Origin of the sequence: Treponema rectale, assembly GCF_014202035.1 — a bacterium.
In the GTDB taxonomy this organism is placed as follows: Bacteria; Spirochaetota; Spirochaetia; order Treponematales; family Treponemataceae; genus Treponema_D; species Treponema_D rectale.
The window spans coordinates 249,122-272,999 of the sequence record NZ_JACHFR010000001.1 but is presented as its reverse complement, the minus strand read 5'-3'; the positions used below and the strand labels follow the sequence as shown (position 1 = coordinate 272,999).

Genomic DNA, 23,878 nt, shown 5'->3' with positions numbered 1-23,878 from the left:
TTCTTCCTCTTACGTTTTTTTGAATTTAGTTGCAAGATGATATCAAATTCCGGGAGTCTTTACAATGTTTGGATAATGCAGAGTCCGCACCGTAATATTGCATACGGTGCAGCAGTTTATTTTTACTTTCTTGACAGTTTCAGAAGCACGGCACCATGTTTATTAACTGAAAGGGAAAGTTCTGCGTCTCCTTCAACCGGGAACATATCTCTCCGGTTCCATAAATCCCGCACACGGTAAGTTCCGCTGCCGTTAAGATAAGGAACGTCAGAAAGATTTACAGCCACTTCCCCGTCCTCATCACTAAGGTTAAAGAGGGCTATGAATACGTCCATGCCTTTTGCAGGGCATCCTTCTCCGCAGCTTGCCCAGACCGTCTGCCTTTCATTCCTCATAACCTGACAGGCTCCATGGGAAGAAGCATTCAGGGCAAGTACCTCTTCGTTCTGAATTATAGACAGAGTACGCTCATCAAGTTCCGGAAGTTCAGTTCCAAGAATAAGGGGACTTCTGAATATACTCCAGAGAGTAAACATCGTAATTTCTTCATCAGGAGTAAAGTTTGTTTTTCTTGAAACCTTATTCCATCCGTACCCCAGCTTTCCCACGGGAATCATGTCACAGTCCGGCCAGTTACCGTTCCCTACATGTTTCTGCCATACCTCACAACGCTCAAACATTGCCTTGAGAAGCCGCCAGTCATCCCAGAAATCATCCGTAATACGCCACATATTTGCATACTTTTCCATATGCCAGGCTTTTTCGATTACTGCAGGCCCCGGACTTAAAGAAAGAACCATAGGCCTTCCGCTTTTTTCTATAGCAGCTGCTATCATCTCTATTTCTTTTTCCGCAGAATAAGGATTTTCCTTATAAAAATTTGTATTGCAGATATCATCAACCTTTACAAAATCTACTCCCCACTGGGCATAGAGGGCAAAAACTGAATCATAATACTTATGGGCGTCTTTTTTTGTACAGTCGATGCCGTACATATCCCCGTTCCATTTACACACACTGAACGGATTTGCAATCTGGTCTGCAGTTACATCAGTGCCAAGTATTTTAGCATGGTCATGACAGCACTGACGGGGAATTCCCCTCATTATGTGAATTCCGAACTTTAAACCTTTTTTATGACAGTATTCAGCAAGAGGAGCAAACCCCTTTCCGTCTTTACTTGAAGGAAACCGGACCGGATCAGGAATCTGCCGTGAATATTCATCAGTACAAAGTCTTGTAAAAGGAACGTACTGAACCTGAGGACACAAACTGCCTGCTGCAGGATCAGACCACTGAATGTCTACGACTACATATTCCCAGCCGTACATTTTCAGATGCTCAGCCATAAAATCTGCATTCCGCTTTACATCCTCTTCCGTAACCATGGTATTGTAGTAATCATAACTGTTCCAGCCCATAGGCGGACGCTTCGCCACATCATTTTTACTGTACATAAGTGCTCCTAAAAAAATCAGTACTGAATGCTATTCTATGAAAACCTTTTCAAAATGTCGAGTATTTTTTTTAAAAGACGAAGGGGTACCAGGAAAACTTCCCGATACCCCCAGACAGAAAATGAACATCAAGAGAGACTCTGGATATCCATTTAGCGCATTCCCATACGCTAAATAAATTCTAACTCTCTAATTCTCATTTTCAAGTATCATAACATATTTTTAACTTTTGACGAGACATATTGCATAAATAACATTAATTAAAAAATTTCAATGTATAAAACGCAACAAAGTCTGCCGGAGTCATTATTTCAGAATACTTTTATAAATCTCAATAACCTTTTTCCTGGTAATTTCTTTTGGATTTCCGGCAATGCAGGCATCTTTTAAAGCACTTTCCGCAAGAAAATCATAATCAATCGTCTGATCTCCAAGAGAATCTATCTTCTTTGGAATTCCGCACTCTTTTAAAAGCTTGTCTACGGCGTTCATACAGGTTTTTCTGTAGGTCGCTGCAGTTGCCTTCGCACCGACTTTAGCACCCATGGCAAGGGCTATATCCTTATATTTAGTTCCGCTGGAAGCAGCATTAAACTTAAGGACAGGAGAAAGAAGAATTGCACAGGCTTCTCCATGAGGAACATCAAACACGGCGCTCAAAGGATGAGCCATTGCATGAACAAGACCAAGTCCGCAATTAGAAAATCCCATTCCGGCAATATACTGACCGTATGCCATCTGTTCACGGGCAGCAGCCTTTCCCTTTACAGCATCCTTTATATTTGCACTTATGATTCTTATTGCCTCAAGACAGTACATGTCTGTCATCTGCCATGCATCTTTTGTAAGATATCCTTCAATAGCATGAACCAGAGCGTCCATACCGCAGGAAGCACAGAGTTTAGCCGGCATTTTTGAAGAAAGATCCGGATCTACAATAGCAACCACAGGTATATCATGAGGGTCAATGCATACGAATTTACGCTGACGGGTCTCATCTGTAATTACGTAATTTATGGTAACTTCTGCAGCCGTACCGCTGGTTGTAGTCACAGCAAACAGAGGAAGACCTTTTTTTGCAGTTTTTGATGCACCTTCAAGTTTCCTTACATCAGAAAACTCCAGATTTGTACATATTATAGAAACAGCTTTTGCAGTATCAATTACAGAACCGCCGCCTACAGCCACAATCGCATCTGCACGGAACTGGGAAGCAGTCTCTACGGCAGACTTTACGTTCTGAATTGTAGGATTTGATTTAACTTTATCAAATATCTGATAGACAATTCGGTTTGAAACAAGCAGGGAAGTTATTTTTGCAGCAATTTTTGCCTTTACAAGACCAGCGTCTGTAACAACAAGAACACGCTCTATTCCGCGTTTTTTAAGTTCTTCAGGAAGTTTTTTTATCGATCCGCTACCGAACCAGGAAGTTTCATTTAAAATCATGCGATTTGCCATCTGCGCAACCCCGTTTGTGTACTGAACCTATTATGCTTATAAAATCACCTATGGTCAATGAGTTTTTCAGTTCTTAACCAGAAATTACTTAAAACCGCACTTCTTCCATATATACTAGTCTAAATCACTTTTTATCTGTATTCTGTAATACATGAAAAGAATTTTTTTCACATTTTGTGCCTTGATTACTGCATCACTCCTTATGTTTACAGGATGCAGCAAAAAAAAAGCCGACGGAAATTTTAAAATAACCGCTACTTTCTATCCCCTGTACATAATGCTGCTGAATATAACTGAAAATGCACAGGACGTTTCCGTACAGATGCTTGCACCTGCAGATACAGGCTGTCTTCATGATTATTCAATCACGACAAAAGACATGAAGCTTATAACTAAATCCGACATAATCATTGCAAATGGCGCCGGAATGGAAGATTTTATCGATAAAGCCCTGGAACTTTCAAAAGGCAGCATTATAACCGCCGCAGAAGGCTATCCCCTTATAGAGGACAATGCACACATATGGGTAAGTCCGAAAGGAGCAGCTTTTGAAGTAAACCGGATTGCAGAAGGACTTGCTGAAGCAGATGCTAAGAATGCAGATGTTTACAGGGAAAATGCACGCATATATATAGAAAAGATTAACTCTCTTTCTGAAAAGATGGAAAAAGAACTGTCCCCTTTTGCAGGAACGGCAATCATCACCTTCCATGAAGCCTTTCCATATTTTGCCTCAAACTTCGGTCTGAATCTTACCGCAGTAATAGAAAGGGAACCTGGAACCGAACCTACCCAAAAAGAACTTTCAGATCTCATGAAACTGATAAGAATAAAAAAAGCTGAAAATCAAAAGATAGCACTTTTTGCTGAACCGCAGTATTCCTCTTCAGCTGCACAGATTATTGCAAAAGAAACGGGGCTTAAAGTTTATCAGCTGGACCCATGCGTAACAGGAAAACTTGAAAAAGATGCATACCTGAATGCAATGGAACACAACCTCCAGACCTTAAAAACAGCCCTTTCTGATTAAAGACAGCTTCCAGGTTCAGATTCTATTTCCAGCAGTTCAGATTAAACGTACCTTCTGCCTGATTTTCAATTTCATCATCCAGAACAGAAAAGAAATCCAGGGAGGTACGGGTTTCAACTTCATCTACAGTAACAGCATAATCCCAGAATGTACCCGTCCACCCTTCATTCGGTATAAGGAATCCGACAGTCTCTACGTTTCCTTCCTCAGTCTTTACAAGAAGAACCTTATAAAACCATTCCGGAACGCATACTTCATTTTCACCTATTGTCTTGTATTCAGAAGCCTTCTTATCAAGAACCGGTCCCGTAACAACAGTAACTTCTCCGTAACGTTCAGCCCAGATTCTTACCTGACTTTCAAGATACATCCATATTTTGCGGTTAAAAGCCGGTGTCTGGGGCGTCATATTGCTCATATAAAAGCTTTCGCTCATGGATTCCCTGCTCCAGGCCATATCAGCTGCAGGAGCAAGATGCCCCCTGTCATATCCGGAACGGTAATAGTCGGCAGGAGAAGCTGAACCGGTAGAAATGCTTTCATCTTCCCTGAAATCATTAGTCCTTCCGCTTTCCTTTACAAGTTCATCCTTAGTAACTGTATAACTTACCCATTCTGCCACTTCATAGCTTTCTCTGTAACAAAGCCTGAAACCTGCATAAGAATGAATTTCGTGATCCGGACAGTTACCTCCGTTTATAACTGCCTCACATAAAGGCAGTTCAAGGTCACTTACTTCCGGCACAGGAGTCTGAGCCTGGGACTTTCTGGAATTTCTATACAGCAGGAGACATATAAGTATCAGTTCTATTACAACAATAAGAATAATTTTTTTTCTCGAAGCACTCATCAGCAAAGTATGAATAAAATGAAAAAATGTTTCAATGGAATTTTTCCCGGGCAGTTGTTCAAATCAGACATAGAATAATTTTTTAGTGTAAACTCAATTGAATTAGAGTATGAATTTTTCTATAATATCAGAATCATGAGTATCTACGAAAATATAAATGCACTTACAGCTTACGGTCTTAAAACAGGCCTTATAAAGGAAGATGACATTATCTACACTCAGAACCGTCTTCTTGAACTTTTTGGACTTGACGGATTCGAAAATGATGCCCAGGCAGCCGCAATTCCAGATTTTGAACTCGGCACAAATGCCTGCAATTTTGAAGCACTTCTTAAAGAACTTCTTGATTATGCAGTTGAACACAATATTATAGAAGATTCCATCGTATACCGGGATCTTTTTGATACGAAAATAATGGGCTGTCTTGTTGCAAGACCGTCTGAAATTCGTGCTGAATTCAAAAAGCATTATGAGGCTTCTCCAAAGGAAGCTACTGACTGGTACTATAAGTTTTCTCAGGACACAGATTACATCCGCCGTTACAGAGTATGCAAAGACCTTAAATGGCAGTCAAAAACTGAATACGGTGACATTGACATTACAATCAATCTTTCAAAACCTGAAAAAGATCCTAAAGCCATTGCCGCAGCCCTCAATGCAAAGAAATCAGGATATCCGGCATGTCTCCTCTGCAAACAGAACGAAGGTTACGCCGGCCGCGTAAATCATGCAGCACGTCAGACCCACCGTATTATCCCGATTACGCTTAACGGTAAGGAATGGGGTCTGCAGTATTCTCCATATGTATACTACAACGAGCACTGCATCGTATTCAGTTTTGAACACACTCCTATGGTAATTTCAGGAGATACCTTCAGATGTCTCTTTGACTTCATAAAACTCTTCCCCCACTACACCATCGGTTCCAATGCAGATCTTCCGATTGTAGGCGGTTCAATTCTTACCCACAATCACTTCCAGGGCGGCAACTACGAATTTGCAATGGCCCGTGCATCTGTAGAAACAGAATTCTCAGTAAAGGGATTTGATGACGTAAAAGCCGGAATCGTAAAATGGCCTATGAGCGTTATCCGTCTTGATTCAAAAAATCCTGATTCAATCATTGCCCTTGCAGAAAAAATCCTTGCAGCATGGAGAGGCTATACAGACAAAGATGCATTCATTTTTGCAGAAACAGACGGTGTAAAACACAACACTATAACTCCTATTGCAAGAAAGCGCGGAGATCTTTTTGAGCTTGATCTTGTTCTTCGCAACAACATAACTACGGAAGAGCATCCGCTGGGAGTTTTCCATCCTCACGCTAAGCTTCACCATATTAAAAAGGAAAACATCGGTCTTATTGAAGTAATGGGACTTGCGGTACTTCCAAGCCGTCTTAAAGGTGAGCTTGCAGATCTTGCAAAAGCAATTGCAGAAGGTAAAGATATTTCAAAAGATGAAGTTCTTTCAAAGCATGCTGAATGGGTTGAGGAATTTAAGAAGAATTATTCAAAAATCGATTCTTCCAATGCCGAAAAGATTCTCCAGGATGAAACCGGTAAAGTATTTGCCCAGGTTCTTGAAGATGCCGGTGTTTATAAAAGAACAGAAGAAGGCCATGCAGCCTTTATGAAATTTATACAGACCTTATAATTCAGAGGAAAATTATGTCCAGACTTTATATTCCGGAAAACTACAGACCGATTCTCAATGTAAAAGAAACAGAAAAGGCAATTATCCTTATCAAGGATTTCTTTCAGCTTTCTCTTTCTACAGAACTGAACCTTACCCGCGTAACGGCTCCGCTGTTTGTAAAGAGCGGTGAAGGTATAAACGACGACCTTAATGGGGTTGAACGCGCCGTAAAATTTCCGGTAAAAGACCTTGGTGACACTCAGATGGAAATCGTACATTCCCTTGCAAAATGGAAGCGTCTTAAGGTAACGGAACTTGGTCTTGGAAAAGGATTCGGAATCTATACGGACATGAACGCAATCCGTGCCGATGAAGAACTGGACAACCTTCACTCTCTTTACGTAGACCAGTGGGACTGGTGTCTTCACATGGACGACAATGACCGTACAATCATGTACCTTAAAGAAATTGTTAAAAAAGTATACCGCTGTCTCAAGCAGACGGAATTCTTTGTTTACGACCGCTACGAAGAGATAAAGCCGATTCTTCCTTCTGAAATTACATTTGTATATGCAGATGATCTTCTGAAAAAATATCCGAAACTTTCTCCAAAAGAACGTGAAACGGAAGAATGCAGAAAGTATGGTGCGATTTTTGTAATCGGTATAGGTGGAACTCTTCCTGACGGTTCCCTTCATGACGGACGTTCTCCTGACTATGACGACTGGACTACAGAAACCGGAGACGGACACAAGGGACTTAACGGAGACCTTCTTGTATGGAATCCTGTACTCAACGAGGCAATGGAACTTTCTTCCATGGGAATCCGCGTAAATCCTGAGACTCTGAGGCTCCAGCTTAAAGAAAGAAACTGTACCGACAGAGAAAAGTTTACATTCCATAAAAAACTTCTCAACGGCGAACTCTATCAGACAATCGGAGGCGGTATAGGCCAGTCCCGTCTGTGCATGTACTTCCTCAGAAAAGCTCACATAGGAGAGACACAGGTAAGCACGTGGCCTCAGGACATGGTTGAAAAATGCCGCAAAGCTTCCATTAACATTCTCTGATAAAACAAAAACTGCAGGAGCAGGCAGATGATTTCCACAAAGGAAGAACTTTTAAAATTCATTTCTGACATGCAAAAAAAATCTCCTGACTCCTTCACAGAAATGGAGGTACTGCCTTCTGCCATTGATCAGAAAACTGCAGCTCTGCTTCAGGAACTGTGGTGCTCACTTAACATTCCGCTGGAAAGCACCCAGAAAAACAATGCACTTCTTTTCGATAAAAAGCTATACTCTTCAAAAGCAAAAATATTAAACGATACAGGTCTTGTCTTTGGCTTTACAATGAGTTTCGGTAAACCTGAGGCAGATACCTTCAGGGCATTCAGAGACCGGCTGGATTTTGCTGTAAGCCTCTACCCTAACCACATTAATTTTCCCCAGCTTGAGGATGGCAAACTTCCACGCTCCACAGCATTTTTTTCAAGCAAAGACCTGGATTTTGCACGGGGAATGGCTTTTGCATGCCATACTTTTTATACCTGCGGACGGGCTGTTACATGGTTTAACACAATCCTTCAGGCCCTAAAAATAAATGCCTCCAGTTTTTTTTCTGATTTTGACGAATGGCAGCAGTGCAACAACTGTTCTTATATAACAGACTTTAGACCGGAAGAACACCCTCATCTCGAAATAGAAAAAATGCAGCTGAATTTTCTGAAAGAAAAATTCGAAGAAAAACACAAGCAGCATCTTTTTCCGGCAGTAACAGACATAATAAAATTAAACGGAGCTTTCAGCAGACTTACTGCCGAAAATGAAGAAGCTGTAATTGAAACTTCCTATAATCCTGAAGATATTTTTTCTCCTTATGCAATGAACATCACTTCTTTTGTAGAAAATGTAACGATGGAAAACTGCAGCGTAAAGATTTTCTTCAACAGAGATGAACCGGATTTCAAAATCCTTTAAACACATAAATTACAAACCCTGCCTACAAAAAATGTCCTTTTATGTAAAATAGATTTTCGGGTCGAACCCGAAAATGACATAAAAAAAATGTCCTTTTATGTAAAAATAGATTTTCGGGTCGTGCCCGAAAATGACATAAAAAAAAATGTCCTTTTATGTAAAAATAGATTTTCGGGTCGTGCCCGAAAATGACATAAAAAAAATGCCGGCAGTATACCGAAAATGACATAAAAAAAATGCCGGCAGTATACAAAGCATCTGCCGGCATCATAATTAACATGTAAACCTATTTGTTAAGCTTGTAACGGCCTGTACTGATTGTATGACCCTCAGAGTAAATGTCAAACCAGACTTCAGAATCACATTTTGCAAGTTCTGCATAGAATTCTGCAAGGCTTGTAATTTTCTTATCGTTAACGGCAGTAATTACATCATTATTCTGAATACGCAGTGCAGAAGCAGGAGACTTTTCCTGAACTTTTGCAACAACAATTCCCTTTAAGTTTTCATCTTCTATCTTAAGAGCCTTTTTAATTTCGTCATTAAGAGGTGAAGCAATAAATCCAGGCCAGAGTTTTGTATTATCTCCGGAAACATCTTCCTTGCGTTCTTCGATGGTTACTTCAACTTCAAGTTTTTCTTTACCGCGATAAAGAGTAAACTTAGCCTTTGTACCTACACTGAGACTGCCTACTTCGCGTACAAGCTGATTTACGTTTTTAATTTCATGACCGTTAAGAGCCGTAATAAAGTCTCCGGCACGAATACCGCCTTTAATTGCAGGAGAATTAAGGAATATTTCAGAAGCGAAGGCTCCGTTCTTTCCTTCCACGCCAAGATCTTTCTTATAGCTTTCTTCAACTTCAACAAGGCTTACACCAAGCCATCCGTAAACAATTTTTCCGCTTTCGATAAACTGATCAATTGAACTCTTAATATTGTTTATAGGAATAGAAAATCCAAGTCCCTGATTTCCGCCTGACTGAGACATAATCCAGGTATTAATTCCGATTATTTCTCCATAAATATTTACAAGCGGTCCGCCGGAATTACCCTGATTAATTGCAGCATCCGTCTGAATAAAATCACTTATTGAACCAATTTTAGAACCGTCACGTCCTGTAGCACTGATGATTCCCTGGGTAATGCTGGAAGTAAGACCAAGAGGGCTTCCCAAAGCAAGAACAATATCTCCCTGCTGAACTTCTGAACTGTCTCCAAGTTTTGCAACAGTAAGTTTTTCTCCGTCTGTAACTTCAAAAGAAACAAGAGCAATATCTACCCTTTCATCTTTTCCGACGAGAGTACCGTCAAACTCACGGTCATCACTGAGCCTTATTTTTATTGTAGTAGCTTTACCGGCAACATGGTTGTTTGTAAGAACATATGCCTTATTTCCGATCTGGCGGACGATTACACCTGTTCCCAGACCTGACTGGGTATATTCTCTTTCTTCCCCATCTTCATCCCCGAAAGGATTTCCAAAGAGGAACGGAAGATCCATATCCTTAAATGGATTATACTGCTTTACTTTTGTAACTTCCGTAACATCAACCTGAACTACAGCAGGAAGCACCTGAGAACTGATAGCCCTGAATGTATTCTGAAGAGCCAGAGTCATATTAAGTGAATCTTCCGGAATCTTTACAGAAACCGGGTCCACAGATTCTGCAAAAGCAACATTTGCTGAACCCCTGTGAACTTTGCATGAAAGTGCTACAAAACCAAAAGAAAGTATTGCTGCACTTAAAATACCAGTTATTTTTTTAACAGCTGTTTTCATATAGAAAAATCCTCCGAACTGATTTCTACTTTACTCTTTCATTACAATATAATCAATTTTTCCGTTTTTGATTACATATTTTGCTGTATACATTTATAAATCTTTACACCATAATTGTTCCTGCATTACAGATACATAAGGATTAATTATGATTACAATCACTGCAGAAAAAAAAGAAAACGCAAAATATACCGGAGATTTATACGGAATTTTTTTTGAAGACCTTAATCACGCAGCAGACGGAGGCCTTTACGGTGAACTTATACGAAACAGGGCTTTTGAATTCTGTCCGACAGACAATCCGTCGTATACACACCTTACTGCATGGAAAAAAAATGACGGAGAGGGAGAAGTAAACCTTGTAATAGAAACAGGTTCTCCTGTCAGTCAGAAAAATCCTCACTACCTTGGAATCGACATTATTGCACCAGGAGAAAACACTGGCGTAATTAATACAGGATACTCAAAGGGAATCCCTGCTGAAGCCGGAAAAATATATGACTTCAGTTTCTATGCCCGCAGAGAACAGATGACCGATAAAAAAATAAAAGTGCAGCTTGTTTCAAAAGACGGAAAAGCTCATGCACAATCTGAATTCTTCATTACGGACAGATGGCAGAAATATGAAGCAGAACTGTCACCGGACAAAACGGATGATGAATATAATCTTCTAATCTCTGCAGAAGGAAGGGGAAAAGTTTACATTGATTTTGTATCACTCTTTCCAAGAGAAACATTTAATGGAAGAAAAAACGGACTCAGAAAAGATCTGGCAGAAAAGTTAAAGGAGTTAAAGCCTGCCTTTTTAAGATTTCCGGGAGGATGTCTTGTACATGACGGCTCCTTAAATTCAGAAGAACATGACAGCCAGTACAGATGGAAGAATTCAATTGGAAGAATTGAAGACCGCCCTTCCAGAAGAAACAACTGGGGCTACAACCAGAGTCTGGGGCTTGGTTTCTATGAATATTTCCTTCTGTGTGAAGATATAGGAGCAAAACCTCTTCCAGTACTTCCGGCAGGCTACGATCCACATCATTTCAGAGCCTGCTCCATGGATAAAATGCAGGAATTCATTCAGGACGCGTTGGATCTTGTGGAATTTGCAAACGGTACACCTGATACCACATGGGGAAAAATCCGTACTGAAATGGGACATGAAAAACCTTTTAATCTTGAATATCTGGGAATAGGCAACGAAGAAGTAGGAGAAGATTTTCCTCCGAGATTTAAGATTATCCGTGATGCAGTAAAAGAAAAATATCCTGAACTTAAAATAATAGGTTCCAGCGGACCTTTTGCAGAAGGAAGTGAATTTGAACTGGGCTGGAATAAAGCAAAAGAATTCAAGGCTGATCTTGTTGACGAACACTATTACATGGCTCCAGAGTGGTTCATAGAAAATGCCCGCCGCTACATGAACTACAAGGCTGAAGGTCCTCATGTATTTTTGGGAGAATACGCCAGCTGGGGTAATACCTGGAAAAACGCTCTTTACGAAGCAGCCTTCATGACATTCCTTGAAAAAGCTCCTGCAGTACATCTTGCCTGCTATGCTCCGCTTTTCTGTCACACCGACTATGTAAACTGGAAACCGGACATGATATGGTTCAACTCGACAAGCTCAATAACATCTGCGAACTACGAAATACAGAAACTGTTCATGCACAATACAGGAGATACTCTTGTTAATACTGTTTCTTCTGCTGACGGAAAAACTCTTCTTAAAGATGAATCTCCTGATTCAATTCCAGGGAAAATTTATCTTTCGTTTAACACAGCCTCCGTTTTCTATTCAGACATTATCCTTACGGAAATAAAGGATGATGGAAAAATAAGCCGCAGTAAAAAAATAAAAGACTGTACAGTAAATGCATCAAACAGAAAAGTTTCAATTGGAAAAATAAAATCAAAAAAATGGAAGCTTACGCTTAACGCAAAAGAACTGTCAGCAAAACAGGGATTCAGAATTTATTTCGGTGAAACAAAAAACCGGCGCTTTCTCTGGGAAATCGGAGGATGGCAGAATCAGGATTCAGCAGTGTGCGAAGAAATAAACGGTAAAAGTTCCTGCCTTCACCAGCACAGAATAATTGTTCAGCGGAATACGGATTATAAACTTACCCTGGAATGTGACGGTAAAAAAATTAAGGCATACATCAACGGAGTTCTGTTTCATGATACAGAATCAAAACCTTTTGCTCCGGAACTACTATACCAGAGTCTTACAGAAGATGATGAATACTTTTACTTTAAATCTGTAAACGTTCTCGAAAGCGGACAGGAAGTTTCTGTTTCTCTGGAAGGAACCGGATGCAGTGCAGCTGCTGCAGAAATGACACTGTACGAAGGATTCCCCATGGATGCAGAAAACACCTTTGAAAAGCCCTTCAGTTTTAAACCAAAAAAAGGCACGGTAAGTCTTAAGGATAACCACCTTATATTTACCATGCCTGCTTTCAGTGCCGCTGCCTTTAAAATAAAAAAGCAGCAGTAAAAATTAAAAACTAAAACTCAGGGAACACGTCCTTCATTCCGTAAAGCTTTCCGGAAGAAAGTTTTCCTTCATCCAGAAAACGCTTAAGGTTTTCGAGGGCGTGAACTGCACCGCTGGCAAATCCCTGACGGCTTCTTGCCGTGTGAGTAAGTTCAATTGTATCTGCCGGAGAATCAAAATATACAGTGTGAGTTCCAGGAACAGAACCGCATCTTGTTGAAGAAACATGCAGCTGATTAGGAAGAGGCTTTGAGTGGAAAGCATCCGTTACGATTTCATTCTTTTTTGTAAAGCCTGCAAGCACATGACGGGCAACATCTAAAGCCGTTCCGCTTGGAGAATCTGCTTTCTGATTGTGGTGCATTTCCCAGACTGCTGCATCATATTCATCAAAAGCATTAATAAGTTTTGAAGCTTCTTCTACTATTTTATAGAAAAGATTTACTCCGATAGAAAAGTTTGCACTGGTCATAACCGTACCGCCGCACTGTGCAGCAAGAGCAGCTACTTCTTCATGTTTATCGTTCCAGCCGGTAGTTCCTACTACAAGAGGTATTTTTGAAGGCAGAAGAGCCTTTATGTTTCCCATAACCGAAGATGGATGAGTAAACTCTATTACTCCTTCCGCTCCGCTTTCAATCACAGCTTTTGCTACAGCCTCATAATCACCGGAAGCAACTTTTACTTTTGCATCCGGAGCAATAACATCAATTGTCGTAACAACTTCATTACCGAAGGAAAGGGCCGTTGACTCAAGCATATGACCCATTTTTCCGTATCCAACAAGTGCAATCTTCATACATACCTCTCAAAAAAAAGCTGCTGCCTGAAAAACAGACAACAGCTAAAATATATAGGGAATCTCTAAAAATTGCAATTTTTAGAGATAACTCTGAAAGAGCGATGTTTTAAGTCGTGACATTACAACGACTTAAAACTCGTCGGCATTCTCTAGAAATACACATTAGTGGATTTCTAGAGATGCCCTATATTATTTTTTACATTCGTGGAATACTAAAGGAAACCTCAAAAACTATTCCTTTATGGAAATAAGTTCCATCTTTGATGACCAGGGACTGTTCTTTTCAAGAAGCCTGCCTGTAACTTCTACAGACTTTCCGCTGAAAGAAGAAAGGCCTGCATAAACCTCTTCATATCCTTCACAAGGAACAAGCACCACAGTTCCCCGGTTTTTAGTTTTTCCTCCTGAAACTACGACAGCTTCACCTTCTTCATTTAACTGAAGAATTCCCCTTGCAGAAACAGGAAGTCCCGGTAACTCAGAAACAGTTTCTGCACTTGCGGTGTCCTGCCTTGAAGATGAACAGGAGACAGCAGATACTAAAGTTAGAACAGCTGCTGAAATAAAAAGCAATTTCTTAAACATAAAGTCTGTCTCCAAAAAAATTAATCCTGAGTTCCAGACTGCCAGAGACTGATTACCTTACCCCATTTTTCAGAATAACCTGTGTAATCTGAATAGCTGGAAACATAATCAGCTTCTTTAAGCAGTTTCTTAAAATTATCAACATAATAATATACTTCCAGCGGTTTTGCACCGGCAGCTACTGCTTCAGCTGAGAATCTATTTAAAAGCTCATCATCACTTAAAGCTGCAAGTTCTTTTGAAAAATCTTCAATTTCTTCCATGGTCTCATCTGACATATCATCCGTTTCTAACTCAGGATACTTAAAGGTAACAATATATAAAATTATATAATATCTGATATCATCTTTAGTTGTGACATTCTGAGTTTCTATGGTAAGACCGTAATAGTTTTCTGCAAGTTCAGTTGATACAGACTCTCCAGTAAGATAATCTTTTCCACCAGTCATGTAAAGCTGACCTTCAGTAACTTCAAACCAACCTAAATCAGAAGGCTGCAACTCACTTAAACACATTGCTGAATCTGCTGCATCAGTATTTACCTCACAAACTTCAAGACCTTTTTTTCCGGCATAAGAATAAACTATCACGCCGTTATTAGAGGCATCAAGTTCATTCAGGACATTCTGTGCAGCTGAGCAGAGTGCGGCATTATCAGAAAAATAAGAAGCGGCTCTTTTTGCCATTTCACCTATATCTGAAAGATAAACATAAGTTCCGCCGTAAACGATGCCTCTGTCTTTAGTATTTTCATAATTATCCTTATCCTGTTTTACATACGAAGAATAAAAATCATAAAACTTCGAAGAATCTACACCGTCATCTTCAATCTCCAGAAGAGCATCAGCAAAGGAATCAATGGCAGACTTTAAAGCTTCATGCTTTGATTCATTAAGATCAAGAAGGGACATTGTAAACAGGGAACAACCGCTGTAATAAGAGCCCTCCTCTGCAGGCATAGGGATGGAATAATAATCATGATGATAAGCACTTACAAGTGTTTTTCCAAAATCAAGAACTGTAGTATCACTGGTAAAGCTGCTGAATAAATGAGCATACTCATGACTCATGCTTACGTTTGGAGAAGCAACCATGTAATCAGCCTGACCTCTCAAGTCATAGGCAATTTCTGCAGTAGACTGAAGGCAGACATCCATCCAGAGAAGTGAGATTTTATTTTCACCAGTGTATCCTGCAGCTGAAAGAGCTTCTTTAATGTTACGACTTGTAATGCAGCGTTCGCCTCCATTTGTATCATCATAACAGAGAGTTCTTGAAGAAGAAGTTACGTCTGCATACATTTCTTTACCCGTTCCCGCACCATGATCACTTAAACAGAGTACTACATGCTTTGCGGCATAATGACGGGAAATCCATTTCATATATTCAGTAAGAGTTTTTCCACTTCCCATGTCAGGTTCATTCTTTAACCATGAAACTTCTTTTTTGTAATCAACTGTACTGCTGCTCATCTTAAATGAATCACCTAAAGGTCTTTCTGATTCAGCTGAGTTTTTATAGCATACATAACCCACTCCGTACTTATTTGAAGTACAGCTTTTATATTCAAGATCAAAATCTGCTCCAAGATCAAAGAGAGCTGATGAAGGATGAGCGTATACGTTACCGTTTTCATCAAGGCCGTCTTCGCTTTGTCCATCCCATAATACAACCATGTTTACAGAAGGCATTCCAGTTCTTACAGTTCCGTCTTCATTTCTGAAACGTGTCAGAGCATACTCTGCCTGCTTCATGTTTGCATAAATTTCGTCATTAAGATTATTGTCAGCATCGTAATAGAAAACAAAAAGCCAGTCGCTTTCCTTAACCCATTCCGGTTCGTTAGATCCCTCTGAATTATGCCAGCAGGACGTAAACAATACCGAAAGCACAGCACAGACAAGCCATATGAACATACCTGTCCTAAATTTTTTCATTTAAAACCTCCAGAATGCAGTAATTATTCTTACCGCAAGGATTTTATTATATAAAAAATCTTTATTACTATTCAATATTATTTCAAGATATTAATTAAGGGTAAACTTAACAGGATATCTGTAACGGACAGCACAATTTTTTCCGTTTGCATTTGCCGGAATACAGGTCAGACCGGTAAGAGCCGCAACCGCAGACTGAGCAAAACCATGTCCAGGATCCTTCAAGACATTTATCTTCCTTATAACACCCTCTCCGTCTATATAAAGTTCAAGATATACGATTCCTTCAATCCCCTGCTTAAGGGCAAGAGGCGGATAAACAATTCTGGATAAAACTTCCCGACTCGGTATTACAGGAACTGAAGATATTTTATGCTGGGGAAGATAATCTATTTCTTCCTGAACAATCCTTACTTCTTCTTCAGTCTCTATTATTTTTTCTGAAGCTGCCGGCTGATTTGTAACCTCTACGTAAGTCTTCTCTTCAACAGGAAGAGGTGGCAGCTGTTCAATTACATCAACAAGCTTAAAAACCTGTGCATCAACAAACTCCTCCGTATCTGTCACAACCGGTTCATCCTTAAAGTTCAGTGAATAAATCAAAAGTGCATGAAGAAGAAAAACTATAAAAAAAAGAAAAGGACGATAATATTTAAATACAGAAGTAAAATTTAATGACTTCATTTTATTTTTCCTTTATGACAAAACTTACGACTCTATGCTGCAGTGACTGAAGAACACTTATTACTGAATCAACATAAACGTAAGGAGTATCCCGGTCAGCAATAATGTGTATACGGACTTCAGGATTTTCCGTTACAGTTTCAACAACAAGTGACTCCAGTTCTTCCGGAGAAAGCAGCTTCTCTTCAGCAGAGACCGTTCCGTTCTTCTGAATCCATATTTCAAAATTAGATTCAGACTGCGTTTTTTCAATTTCTGTACTTTCTGAATAATTTATTTTTTCTTCATATCTCTGATTCATTAAAGATATGAGCATTATAAAAATCAGCAGCAGAAAACCAATGTCTGACATTGAAGAAGTAGTGATTGAAGGATTTCTGCGTTTTCTTTTTATGTTAACCATATCACTCCTCCGGCTTTTCCATTCTGAATGAAAAGTTCTCTACTTTCAGTTTTCTTATGTAAGAAATAACATCAACAACATTCTGATAAGAAGTGTCCGGATTTATGACTAAGAGAAAAGTCATATTTGGCCATATACTGATTTTCTCACTTATTTTTCCCGACAGCGTTTCCAGAGTAACTGCATCACCGTCAAGAATTAAAGTTCCGTCTGCACATAAACTGCATTTCATTATGTCATTACAGTTAACTGTAACAGGTTTGTCTTTTGAAGGCAGATTAAGCAGAAACCCTTTGTTAACATTAAAGCCGGCAATTACAATAAAAAATATTATAAGCAGAAAAGAAAGGTCATTAAGTGATCCGGAACTTCCGGCATCATCTACTTTATGACGAATAAATCTTCTTATCATCCCATTCTCCAGAATCAGGCGATTTTATTTTCATCAAGCAGAACTGCGGAAAGGTCATTTATAGCTTTTGAAGTTTCTGCTGAAAAAGTATCTACTCTCTGGATCAGCAGGTTGTAAGCTACCAGTGCTACGATTGCTATGATCAGACCGAATACAGTTGTAATAAGAGCCTCGTAGATTCCCCCTGCAACCAGCTGGGCATTTACATCAGTAGCCATTGCAATAGACTGAAAGGCACCGATCATTCCGGAAACTGTTCCGAGAAAACCTGTAAGGGGTGCAAGAGAAGAAAGAGCTGTAAGATAATTAAAACCGCTTTCCATTCTTCTGAGTCTTTCCTGAGCTTCCGTTTCTGCAGCTCTTTCCATCCTGTTTTCTCCATAAACAGAACTCTTAAGCAGGGCAAGAAGTATGGATGCAATAGTCTGTCTGTGTGTACAGGAAGCCAGATATCTTTCTGCCTCGGCTTTGTTTCCGTTTTTTAACAGGGACTTTATTTTATCTGTAAAAGGAGACACCTTACAATTGTGCCAGGCAAGATAAATACTGCGTTCAATAATAATTGCAATTGTTGCAACAGAAAATGCAAGAAGAACCCACATAAAAGGTCCGCCAAGTTTAAATAATTCTATCAAGCTGAATCCTGATTCCATTTTTTCTCTCCCGTCAGAATAAAACGCTGAACTTCCTTAACCTTTTATTCTGACTTTATTTAATTTTATTCTCTTACTTTATGTGACACTTCATGACAGAAAAAGTGTCACCAGATTTTTTAGAAATTCATTTTAAATCCAAGGGACGGTATTGGAATTCCAATATTAAAGTCAGCAGAGTCTTCAACTTCGCTTACTTCACCTGTATAACTGTTGAATGACTTTCCGCCTTTAGGTGAATAAAGATTTACAAATACATCCTGAAGGGCAAAATAAAACTCCCAGGATTTTTTGTTGTCTTCTGATACCCAGTTTTTTGCAATTCTTAAATCAACAGGACAGGAAATCTGAGTTCTGAGAGTATCGCTGTAAAAAGAGCTGCGGGTATAGCGCTGAATTACAGTACCGTCATCCATCTCTGCCGCATAACAGGTCACACCGCCTGTCTTTTCTTTTGGAGTTCCCGTTGCAAGAGTTCCCTTAACGGTAAGGGTCCAGTTATTCTTGAAGTGCCAGTTACTTACGAGATTTACAGTATGAAAACGGTGATAAGATGGATAAAACCATTTATCCAGTTCAGTATCGCTGCCAGGTTCAATTGATTCATCACCAGAAATTCCTGCGGGATTTTTAAGCCGTGCATAAACAAAGGAGTATGAACAGTAGCCGTCCCATATACCTTCCCTTTTCTTTTCCAGCATAAAATCAAGTCCGAACACATGGCCCTGCCCGTTTGACTTTGCAAATAAAGAAATATCCTCCCAGTTACTTGCAGCATCAAGAGTACTGTAAGTGTAAATTCTCGAAAGGTAATGCCTGTAATAACTTTCAAGTTTTACACTCCAGCCGCCGTTAAATACAGCTTCGGCACCAATAACGCCAAGAAGTGCTCTGTTAGTATGAACATCAAAGTTCTTAAGTCCCATTTCTTTTGTAAACATCATTGTTTCCATAGGTATAGAAACAAAAATTCCAGACCCTGCATTAAAGGAAACTCTTTCAAAACAGGAAGTATTTCTCACCGGAGTAAATGTTACTGATGCCCTCGGACAGATATCTGGTATGAAGTTAAGGGTATAATCATCTTTTTTATTCCAGAGATTTATAAACTCTCCCCTCACTCCGACTTCTGATTCAATAAGGCTGTTTTCATTTCCATGAACCCATGAAAAATATACAGAATTATCCAGAACGCAGTTTCCCTTACTGTATGTAGAAAAGTTAATATTCTTAAAGAAAGTTCCGTCCGAGGTTTCAATGTCAGACCACCCGTTGATATTTTGTTTTGTTGTTGTTGTAGAAAAGGTTTCTTCAACACCAAAGCAAAGCTGATTCATATCGGAGAATTGAATTTCTCCCTCAAACTTACCGAAAACAAGATGACTGTTAATTCTTTCTGCTACATTTGTTTCAAGATTATCCAGCTCATAACCGGCCCCGGAATAAACTCCTGAATATTTTGATGAATACTTTTCTATAAAATCCTGGTTGTATAAAACATTTCCATTTTCCGTTACCTTCTGTTCAAGGTCCTCGTAGATTCCATTATAAGAAAGAAGTCCCTGAAGGAAAAAACTGTCAGTTACAAGATACTTTACGTTAAGACCACCTAATGCCTGATATATATCATAATCAAGTTTAGCTGCAGTCGTTATTCCCTTATCTTCTTCTGACAAGTCAATTCCTATACCATCACTACCAAAAAATCCTATCATGGAAATATCAAGTTCAGGATAAGGAGTCAGGCTTGTTTTGATAAAAGCATCACGAATATAAGGAGCTCTCTCAACGGAATCAAGCAGATCACTTCCAGTAGCCTTCACTGCCATACAGAGGGGATCCAGATAAGTAAGATGAGAACCTAAAATCATACCGCCGGTATTTTTACCAAAAGGAACCTGGGCAAAAAGATCAGCGCATGTTGTAGAAAGAGATGCATTGACATGAAACTTTTCATAATCCGGTTTAAGAGTTTCTGCTTCAATAAGACCTGAAGAAGCCCTTCCGTATCTTGCAGAAAAAACTCCATTTGAAAGTTTAATTGAATCAACAATCGACGGATTAAAAATAGATGCACCGCCACCCCAATGCCACGGAAAAATCGTATACATTCCGTCAAGAAGACATGAAGTTTCTTTAGGTTCCCCGCCGCGGATGGAAGGCTTACTGCCCCATGCACCACTGTATGAAACACCAGGAAGAGTTCTTACGGAAGACATGCAGTCCTCTATAATTCCCACATTTGCAGTTGTCTGCATTTCTTCCCTGCTTATTACTGTAGAAACTCCTGTTTTTTCTCCGCCGGACTGAGAAGCAGTTCTTTTTACGATAAGTTCTTCACCTTCGATAACATCTGCCATAGACATGTATACATTTATAAAAACATCGCCGGAAGAAAACTCAACTGAACTTTTTGCATAGCCTGGAAGGACGGATGTTATAATTCCAGAATCTACATCATCAGGAACATCAAAAACAGCCGCACCATTTTCATCTGAATAAACTGAAGAAGTACTGCCCTGTAAAGAAAGAGCTGCACCTTCAAGAGGAAACTCAAGGTCTCCGTCAAAAACAGAAACCTTAAGTTCCCTGGAAAAAACTAATGCCGGTAAAAAAAGAAATCCCAGCAAATAAACTTTTTTCATTTAATAGCCTCCATATCTTTTTAGACACGCAAGGCTTATAAATATGTCACTTTTTTTTAAGTTAATTTTTATGTTAATTAAACGAAATACTTACCCCTGCTTCAAACTCCGGATGGAAAGTAAAGTCTCTGTACTTAAAATGAATGTTACTGTTAAAGTCATAAAAAGAATCTTCATATTTTTCATGTTCAACAGAAATAATCAGACCTGTAAAAATCTTAAAATGACTTGACGGTGCAAATCCTGCGGCAAATCTTGCGGAAGGATAATATGTAACTTCATCCTCAGCATCTTCCTTTATGCGGTCACTGTGAAATATTTCATTTGCATGGATTTCAAAATCAAAATTCAGATTGCTAAATTCAAGCCTGGAACCAAACCCCATAATCATGTCATAGGTTACTCCGTCACTGTAATTATTCCGGCATATATTTTTTGCAGACATTGAAAATCCGAATACAGAATGAAATCGCTTAGCACCCGATGTAAGAACTGCACGCAGATTATTATTAGACGTATAAGAAAAACTTGTTTCAAAAATACCGTCATCAGAAATATTAACAAGACCAATCTGTATGCCATCAAGATTCTTTGCATAATTTATGATACCCAGCTGAAGACCGCTTTCCGAAACGTAATCTGCCTTGTTGAATATTCCCGTTGACTGAAGTCCGTTAATCTCTCCTGCAATATTTGCGATTGCCGATGCCTGAACACCATTAATGGAATCTGCAGCATTAAATATACCTGAAGCCTGCACACCCCTGAGATTACGTGCAGAGTTAAAAATAGAGGAAGCCTGTACTCCGTCAAAATCATGAGCACTGTTGAATATTGCAGCAGCCTGAATGCCTTTTACATCACGGGCCCTGTTGAATATTGAAGAAGCCTGTACACCATTCGTATCATGCGCCACATTGAAAAGACCTGCAGCCTGAACACCAGAAAGGGACTTTGTACTGTTGAACAGAGCAGCTGCCTGAACACCCCTGGTTACGTGAGTAGAACTTATACCTCCGGAAAAAAGAATACCGTCAAGTTCATAAATATTTGTATTAAAAAGTCCAAAGGACAGATTAGAACGCAGCGGACTTCCAAAAGTACGGGAAATTTCATTTGCAGCAATAGAAAAATCTACAGGAACATAAACCAGTTCTTTTTCCTCATTATCTTTATTATCTTCATTACTGTCGTCTTCCTGTCCCCTGACTCTGTTATCCTCAACCGCAACAGTTTTAAACGAATCAGCAGAAAGCTTAAAAACCTTTCCATTAGCAAGTGTAAAACTGCCCTGTCTGGTTCTGTTTCTTTCTATAAGCATAACGTCATAACTTCCCTGCTCAAGGGCAAGATACACCGGAGAATCATGAAGCTTGTTTACTTCCGAAATCAGTTTTCCGTTTTCATCCCTGATTATAAAACGGCCGGTCAAATCTGCTGCAATCTGAAGGACACTGTCTGAATTAGTAATATCAGAAAGTACAAGATCTCCTGATCCTACAAGAGTAATATTGTAATTAGGATGCTGTGGTCCTGCGCTCGTTTTTTCCGTTTTAGCAAGAGTTTCTGTAAACGCATAGGAATAAAGTTCATTCAGCGTAACTTTTTTATCTCCTGAACTGTCTGCTGCACCCCTTAATCCCGTAAGCATTGAATTAGTAAAGAATGACGAACCGATCTCGTCAGACTCCTGGGAAAATTCCTGGGAAGAACTGGAAGAAAGATAAGCATGTCCTTTTACTACGGAGGAGTCATCTACAAGGAAGGGTTTCTGTTTCTGACCTCCCTTTGTCCTGATAAAATTTCCTGAATAGCAGGAATCAAGTATTACCACGTGAACATCACTTGGAATATTATTGATGGCAGCTTTTAATTCAGAATAATCATACCTGTCTTTTCCCAGCAGAAGAGAATTCTCATCTGAGTGACCTGAATAATAGAAAAGAAATTCTGAACGTTTTGAACCGTTTTTCTTTTCTGAAATTTTTTTTGCAATACTGTTCATTGCATCATCAAGATCCGTTCTTGAAGGTTCAAGCAGAAGAATTCCGTTTGACCTTGAAATGCCTCCGATTTCTGCCATTGTTTTCTGAAAAGCCATGGCGTCAGTTCCGGCATATAAAAGTTTCTGATAGTTTTTTCCTGCTGAATTACAGCCGATGAAAACTGCATAACGGTCTACACCTCCTGATTCACCACCGGCAGCATTCTGGGAATAAGAAACCACTGGAAACAGAAAAACTGCAAGCATAATCAGAAAACCTTTTTTTACAGAAAAACCTTCCTTTCTTTTCATTTTACTCACTCCTTTTTTTTAATGTAAAAACCTTCACACTACAGTCTTCCGGAACATAATTTCCGTTTTTTATAAAATCCAGACTGTATTTTGATTTTTCTACTGTCTCAATTTCAGAAAGATTAAATTCCTTCTTTGATGCAACGAAAACAAAACATTCATAATCCGGAGCATCATCCAGGGAATAAGAAAAAGACAGCGGTACTTCCTCACCGTTTTTCTCAAGCTTCTGAGATTCCCATGAAGCTTCCGGCAAATGACGGGTAAGATTTCCGTTTCCATCAACACTGAAAATTACTCCATAATCATAAATTCCCGGAACATAGGTGATCTGAATAAGATCATTTTCTGCAGCCGTATCTCCGTTTTCGAGACGGACTACTTCACTACCCTGCTGGCGGTATAAAAACAGTTTCTGGCTTATATTTCCTTTTATCCTGACAGTTTCTGTTTTATCAGCAGGGACAGTTTTTCTGTTAAGCACAGGAAATGCAAAAACAAGTACCAGGGCCGCAGCTGCACCGAACTTAACTAAAGTAAACAGCTTCCTTCCTTTCTGTACAGGAGAGATTCTTTTGCCTAAAAGTTTTTTCATCACCTCAGTCTGCTGAACTTCCGGGGAATAATTTTTAAGAATGTCCTCATCTGATTTCTTTAATTCAGAAAGAGCCCCTTCAAGTTCTTCCTTACCATATTTTTCGTAATAATCTTCTTTCTTTTTTTCTCCAAGAAGAATTTCTTCCAATAATAACTGCGGAATCATATA

The 23,878-nt window shown here is 39.4% G+C and carries 19 protein-coding genes; 5 read left to right on the top strand and 14 right to left on the bottom strand.

Going from position 1 to position 23,878, the window contains the following annotated elements; genetic code table 11:
- Positions 1–122 precede the first annotated feature (122 nt).
- Together HNP77_RS01090 and HNP77_RS01085 are read right to left on the bottom strand one after the other, a co-directional pair.
- The gene (locus HNP77_RS01090) at positions 123–1,457 is read right to left on the bottom strand and encodes a glycoside hydrolase family 27 protein (protein ID WP_184651317.1); all 1,335 of its coding nucleotides are present in this window, start codon (positions 1,455–1,457) and stop codon (positions 123–125) included.
- Between the two features lie 306 nt (positions 1,458–1,763).
- On the bottom strand, positions 1,764–2,918 hold the full coding sequence (locus HNP77_RS01085) for an iron-containing alcohol dehydrogenase (protein ID WP_184651316.1): 1,155 nt from the start codon (positions 2,916–2,918) through the stop codon (positions 1,764–1,766).
- A gap of 151 nt (positions 2,919–3,069) precedes the next feature.
- On the opposite strand from HNP77_RS01085, the gene HNP77_RS01080 reads away from it, so the two are divergent.
- Complete coding sequence (locus HNP77_RS01080) at positions 3,070–3,948, top strand: metal ABC transporter substrate-binding protein (RefSeq protein WP_184651315.1); 879 nt, start codon at positions 3,070–3,072, stop codon at positions 3,946–3,948.
- A 22-nt stretch (positions 3,949–3,970) separates the two neighbouring features.
- Here the strand turns inward: HNP77_RS01080 and HNP77_RS01075 are convergent, their stop codons facing one another.
- Positions 3,971–4,798: a DNA/RNA non-specific endonuclease gene (locus HNP77_RS01075; protein ID WP_184651314.1), complete on the bottom strand. Its 828-nt coding sequence runs from the start codon at positions 4,796–4,798 to the stop codon at positions 3,971–3,973.
- 135 nt (positions 4,799–4,933) lie between these two features.
- Between HNP77_RS01075 and galT the strand changes: the two genes are divergently transcribed.
- Genes galT through HNP77_RS01060 form a run of 3 tightly spaced genes read left to right on the top strand, consistent with a single transcriptional unit; the run spans position 4,934 to position 8,415 of the window.
- Complete coding sequence (gene galT, locus HNP77_RS01070) at positions 4,934–6,454, top strand: UDP-glucose--hexose-1-phosphate uridylyltransferase (RefSeq protein WP_184651313.1); 1,521 nt, start codon at positions 4,934–4,936, stop codon at positions 6,452–6,454.
- A 14-nt stretch (positions 6,455–6,468) separates the two neighbouring features.
- Complete coding sequence (asnA, locus tag HNP77_RS01065; protein WP_184651312.1) at positions 6,469–7,506, top strand: aspartate--ammonia ligase; 1,038 nt, start codon at positions 6,469–6,471, stop codon at positions 7,504–7,506.
- Between the two features lie 27 nt (positions 7,507–7,533).
- A complete protein-coding gene (locus tag HNP77_RS01060; RefSeq protein WP_184651311.1) occupies positions 7,534–8,415 on the top strand; it encodes a hypothetical protein in 882 nt (293 codons plus the stop codon).
- A 286-nt stretch (positions 8,416–8,701) separates the two neighbouring features.
- Here the strand turns inward: HNP77_RS01060 and HNP77_RS01055 are convergent, their stop codons facing one another.
- On the bottom strand, positions 8,702–10,198 hold the full coding sequence (locus HNP77_RS01055; protein WP_184651310.1) for a Do family serine endopeptidase: 1,497 nt from the start codon (positions 10,196–10,198) through the stop codon (positions 8,702–8,704).
- Positions 10,199–10,346: 148 nt separating this feature from the next.
- On the opposite strand from HNP77_RS01055, the gene HNP77_RS01050 reads away from it, so the two are divergent.
- A complete protein-coding gene (locus tag HNP77_RS01050) occupies positions 10,347–12,695 on the top strand; it encodes an alpha-L-arabinofuranosidase C-terminal domain-containing protein (RefSeq protein WP_184651309.1) in 2,349 nt (782 codons plus the stop codon).
- A gap of 10 nt (positions 12,696–12,705) precedes the next feature.
- Here the strand turns inward: HNP77_RS01050 and dapB are convergent, their stop codons facing one another.
- From dapB to HNP77_RS01000, 10 genes are all read right to left on the bottom strand, one after another.
- Complete coding sequence (gene dapB, locus HNP77_RS01045) at positions 12,706–13,494, bottom strand: 4-hydroxy-tetrahydrodipicolinate reductase (protein ID WP_184651308.1); 789 nt, start codon at positions 13,492–13,494, stop codon at positions 12,706–12,708.
- 234 nt (positions 13,495–13,728) lie between these two features.
- On the bottom strand, positions 13,729–14,082 hold the full coding sequence (locus HNP77_RS01040; RefSeq protein ID WP_184651307.1) for a hypothetical protein: 354 nt from the start codon (positions 14,080–14,082) through the stop codon (positions 13,729–13,731).
- Between the two features lie 20 nt (positions 14,083–14,102).
- Positions 14,103–16,019 carry a clostripain-related cysteine peptidase gene (locus HNP77_RS01035; RefSeq protein WP_184651306.1) on the bottom strand — a complete coding sequence of 639 codons (1,917 nt, stop codon included), beginning with the start codon at positions 16,017–16,019 and terminating at the stop codon, positions 14,103–14,105.
- 90 nt (positions 16,020–16,109) lie between these two features.
- Positions 16,110–16,703, bottom strand: a complete 594-nt coding sequence (locus HNP77_RS01030; RefSeq protein WP_184651305.1) for an energy transducer TonB — start codon at positions 16,701–16,703, stop codon at positions 16,110–16,112.
- A gap of 1 nt (position 16,704) precedes the next feature.
- The gene (locus HNP77_RS01025; protein WP_184651304.1) at positions 16,705–17,106 is read right to left on the bottom strand and encodes an ExbD/TolR family protein; all 402 of its coding nucleotides are present in this window, start codon (positions 17,104–17,106) and stop codon (positions 16,705–16,707) included.
- A gap of 1 nt (position 17,107) precedes the next feature.
- Positions 17,108–17,518, bottom strand: coding sequence for an ExbD/TolR family protein (locus tag HNP77_RS01020; protein ID WP_184651303.1), 411 nt, complete (start codon positions 17,516–17,518; stop codon positions 17,108–17,110).
- A gap of 14 nt (positions 17,519–17,532) precedes the next feature.
- Positions 17,533–18,171 (bottom strand): MotA/TolQ/ExbB proton channel family protein, encoded by a 639-nt coding sequence (locus tag HNP77_RS01015; protein ID WP_184651302.1) that lies wholly within the window; start codon positions 18,169–18,171, stop codon positions 17,533–17,535.
- A gap of 119 nt (positions 18,172–18,290) precedes the next feature.
- Positions 18,291–20,816, bottom strand: coding sequence for a TonB-dependent receptor plug domain-containing protein (locus tag HNP77_RS01010; protein WP_184651301.1), 2,526 nt, complete (start codon positions 20,814–20,816; stop codon positions 18,291–18,293).
- A gap of 73 nt (positions 20,817–20,889) precedes the next feature.
- Positions 20,890–23,112 (bottom strand): caspase family protein, encoded by a 2,223-nt coding sequence (locus HNP77_RS01005; RefSeq protein WP_184651300.1) that lies wholly within the window; start codon positions 23,110–23,112, stop codon positions 20,890–20,892.
- A gap of 1 nt (position 23,113) precedes the next feature.
- Complete coding sequence (locus HNP77_RS01000) at positions 23,114–23,875, bottom strand: hypothetical protein (RefSeq protein ID WP_184651299.1); 762 nt, start codon at positions 23,873–23,875, stop codon at positions 23,114–23,116.
- Between the last annotated feature and the right edge of the window lie 3 nt (positions 23,876–23,878).

Coding starts and splice junctions, on each gene's coding strand:
- HNP77_RS01020 (WP_184651303.1), bottom strand. CDS start 17,518: ATGATAAGAAGATTTATTCGTCATAAAGTAGATGATGCCGGAAGTTCC.
- HNP77_RS01035 (WP_184651306.1), bottom strand. CDS start 16,019: ATGAAAAAATTTAGGACAGGTATGTTCATATGGCTTGTCTGTGCTGTG.
- HNP77_RS01040 (WP_184651307.1), bottom strand. CDS start 14,082: ATGTTTAAGAAATTGCTTTTTATTTCAGCAGCTGTTCTAACTTTAGTA.
- HNP77_RS01025 (WP_184651304.1), bottom strand. CDS start 17,106: ATGGTTAACATAAAAAGAAAACGCAGAAATCCTTCAATCACTACTTCT.
- HNP77_RS01000 (WP_184651299.1), bottom strand. CDS start 23,875: ATGATTCCGCAGTTATTATTGGAAGAAATTCTTCTTGGAGAAAAAAAG.
- HNP77_RS01055 (WP_184651310.1), bottom strand. CDS start 10,198: ATGAAAACAGCTGTTAAAAAAATAACTGGTATTTTAAGTGCAGCAATA.
- HNP77_RS01080 (WP_184651315.1), top strand. CDS start 3,070: ATGAAAAGAATTTTTTTCACATTTTGTGCCTTGATTACTGCATCACTC.
- HNP77_RS01085 (WP_184651316.1), bottom strand. CDS start 2,918: ATGGCAAATCGCATGATTTTAAATGAAACTTCCTGGTTCGGTAGCGGA.
- HNP77_RS01005 (WP_184651300.1), bottom strand. CDS start 23,112: ATGAAAAGAAAGGAAGGTTTTTCTGTAAAAAAAGGTTTTCTGATTATG.
- HNP77_RS01075 (WP_184651314.1), bottom strand. CDS start 4,798: ATGAGTGCTTCGAGAAAAAAAATTATTCTTATTGTTGTAATAGAACTG.
- dapB (WP_184651308.1), bottom strand. CDS start 13,494: ATGAAGATTGCACTTGTTGGATACGGAAAAATGGGTCATATGCTTGAG.
- HNP77_RS01015 (WP_184651302.1), bottom strand. CDS start 18,171: ATGGAATCAGGATTCAGCTTGATAGAATTATTTAAACTTGGCGGACCT.
- HNP77_RS01050 (WP_184651309.1), top strand. CDS start 10,347: ATGATTACAATCACTGCAGAAAAAAAAGAAAACGCAAAATATACCGGA.
- HNP77_RS01030 (WP_184651305.1), bottom strand. CDS start 16,703: ATGAAGTCATTAAATTTTACTTCTGTATTTAAATATTATCGTCCTTTT.
- HNP77_RS01060 (WP_184651311.1), top strand. CDS start 7,534: ATGATTTCCACAAAGGAAGAACTTTTAAAATTCATTTCTGACATGCAA.
- asnA (WP_184651312.1), top strand. CDS start 6,469: ATGTCCAGACTTTATATTCCGGAAAACTACAGACCGATTCTCAATGTA.
- galT (WP_184651313.1), top strand. CDS start 4,934: ATGAGTATCTACGAAAATATAAATGCACTTACAGCTTACGGTCTTAAA.
- HNP77_RS01010 (WP_184651301.1), bottom strand. CDS start 20,816: ATGAAAAAAGTTTATTTGCTGGGATTTCTTTTTTTACCGGCATTAGTT.
- HNP77_RS01090 (WP_184651317.1), bottom strand. CDS start 1,457: ATGTACAGTAAAAATGATGTGGCGAAGCGTCCGCCTATGGGCTGGAAC.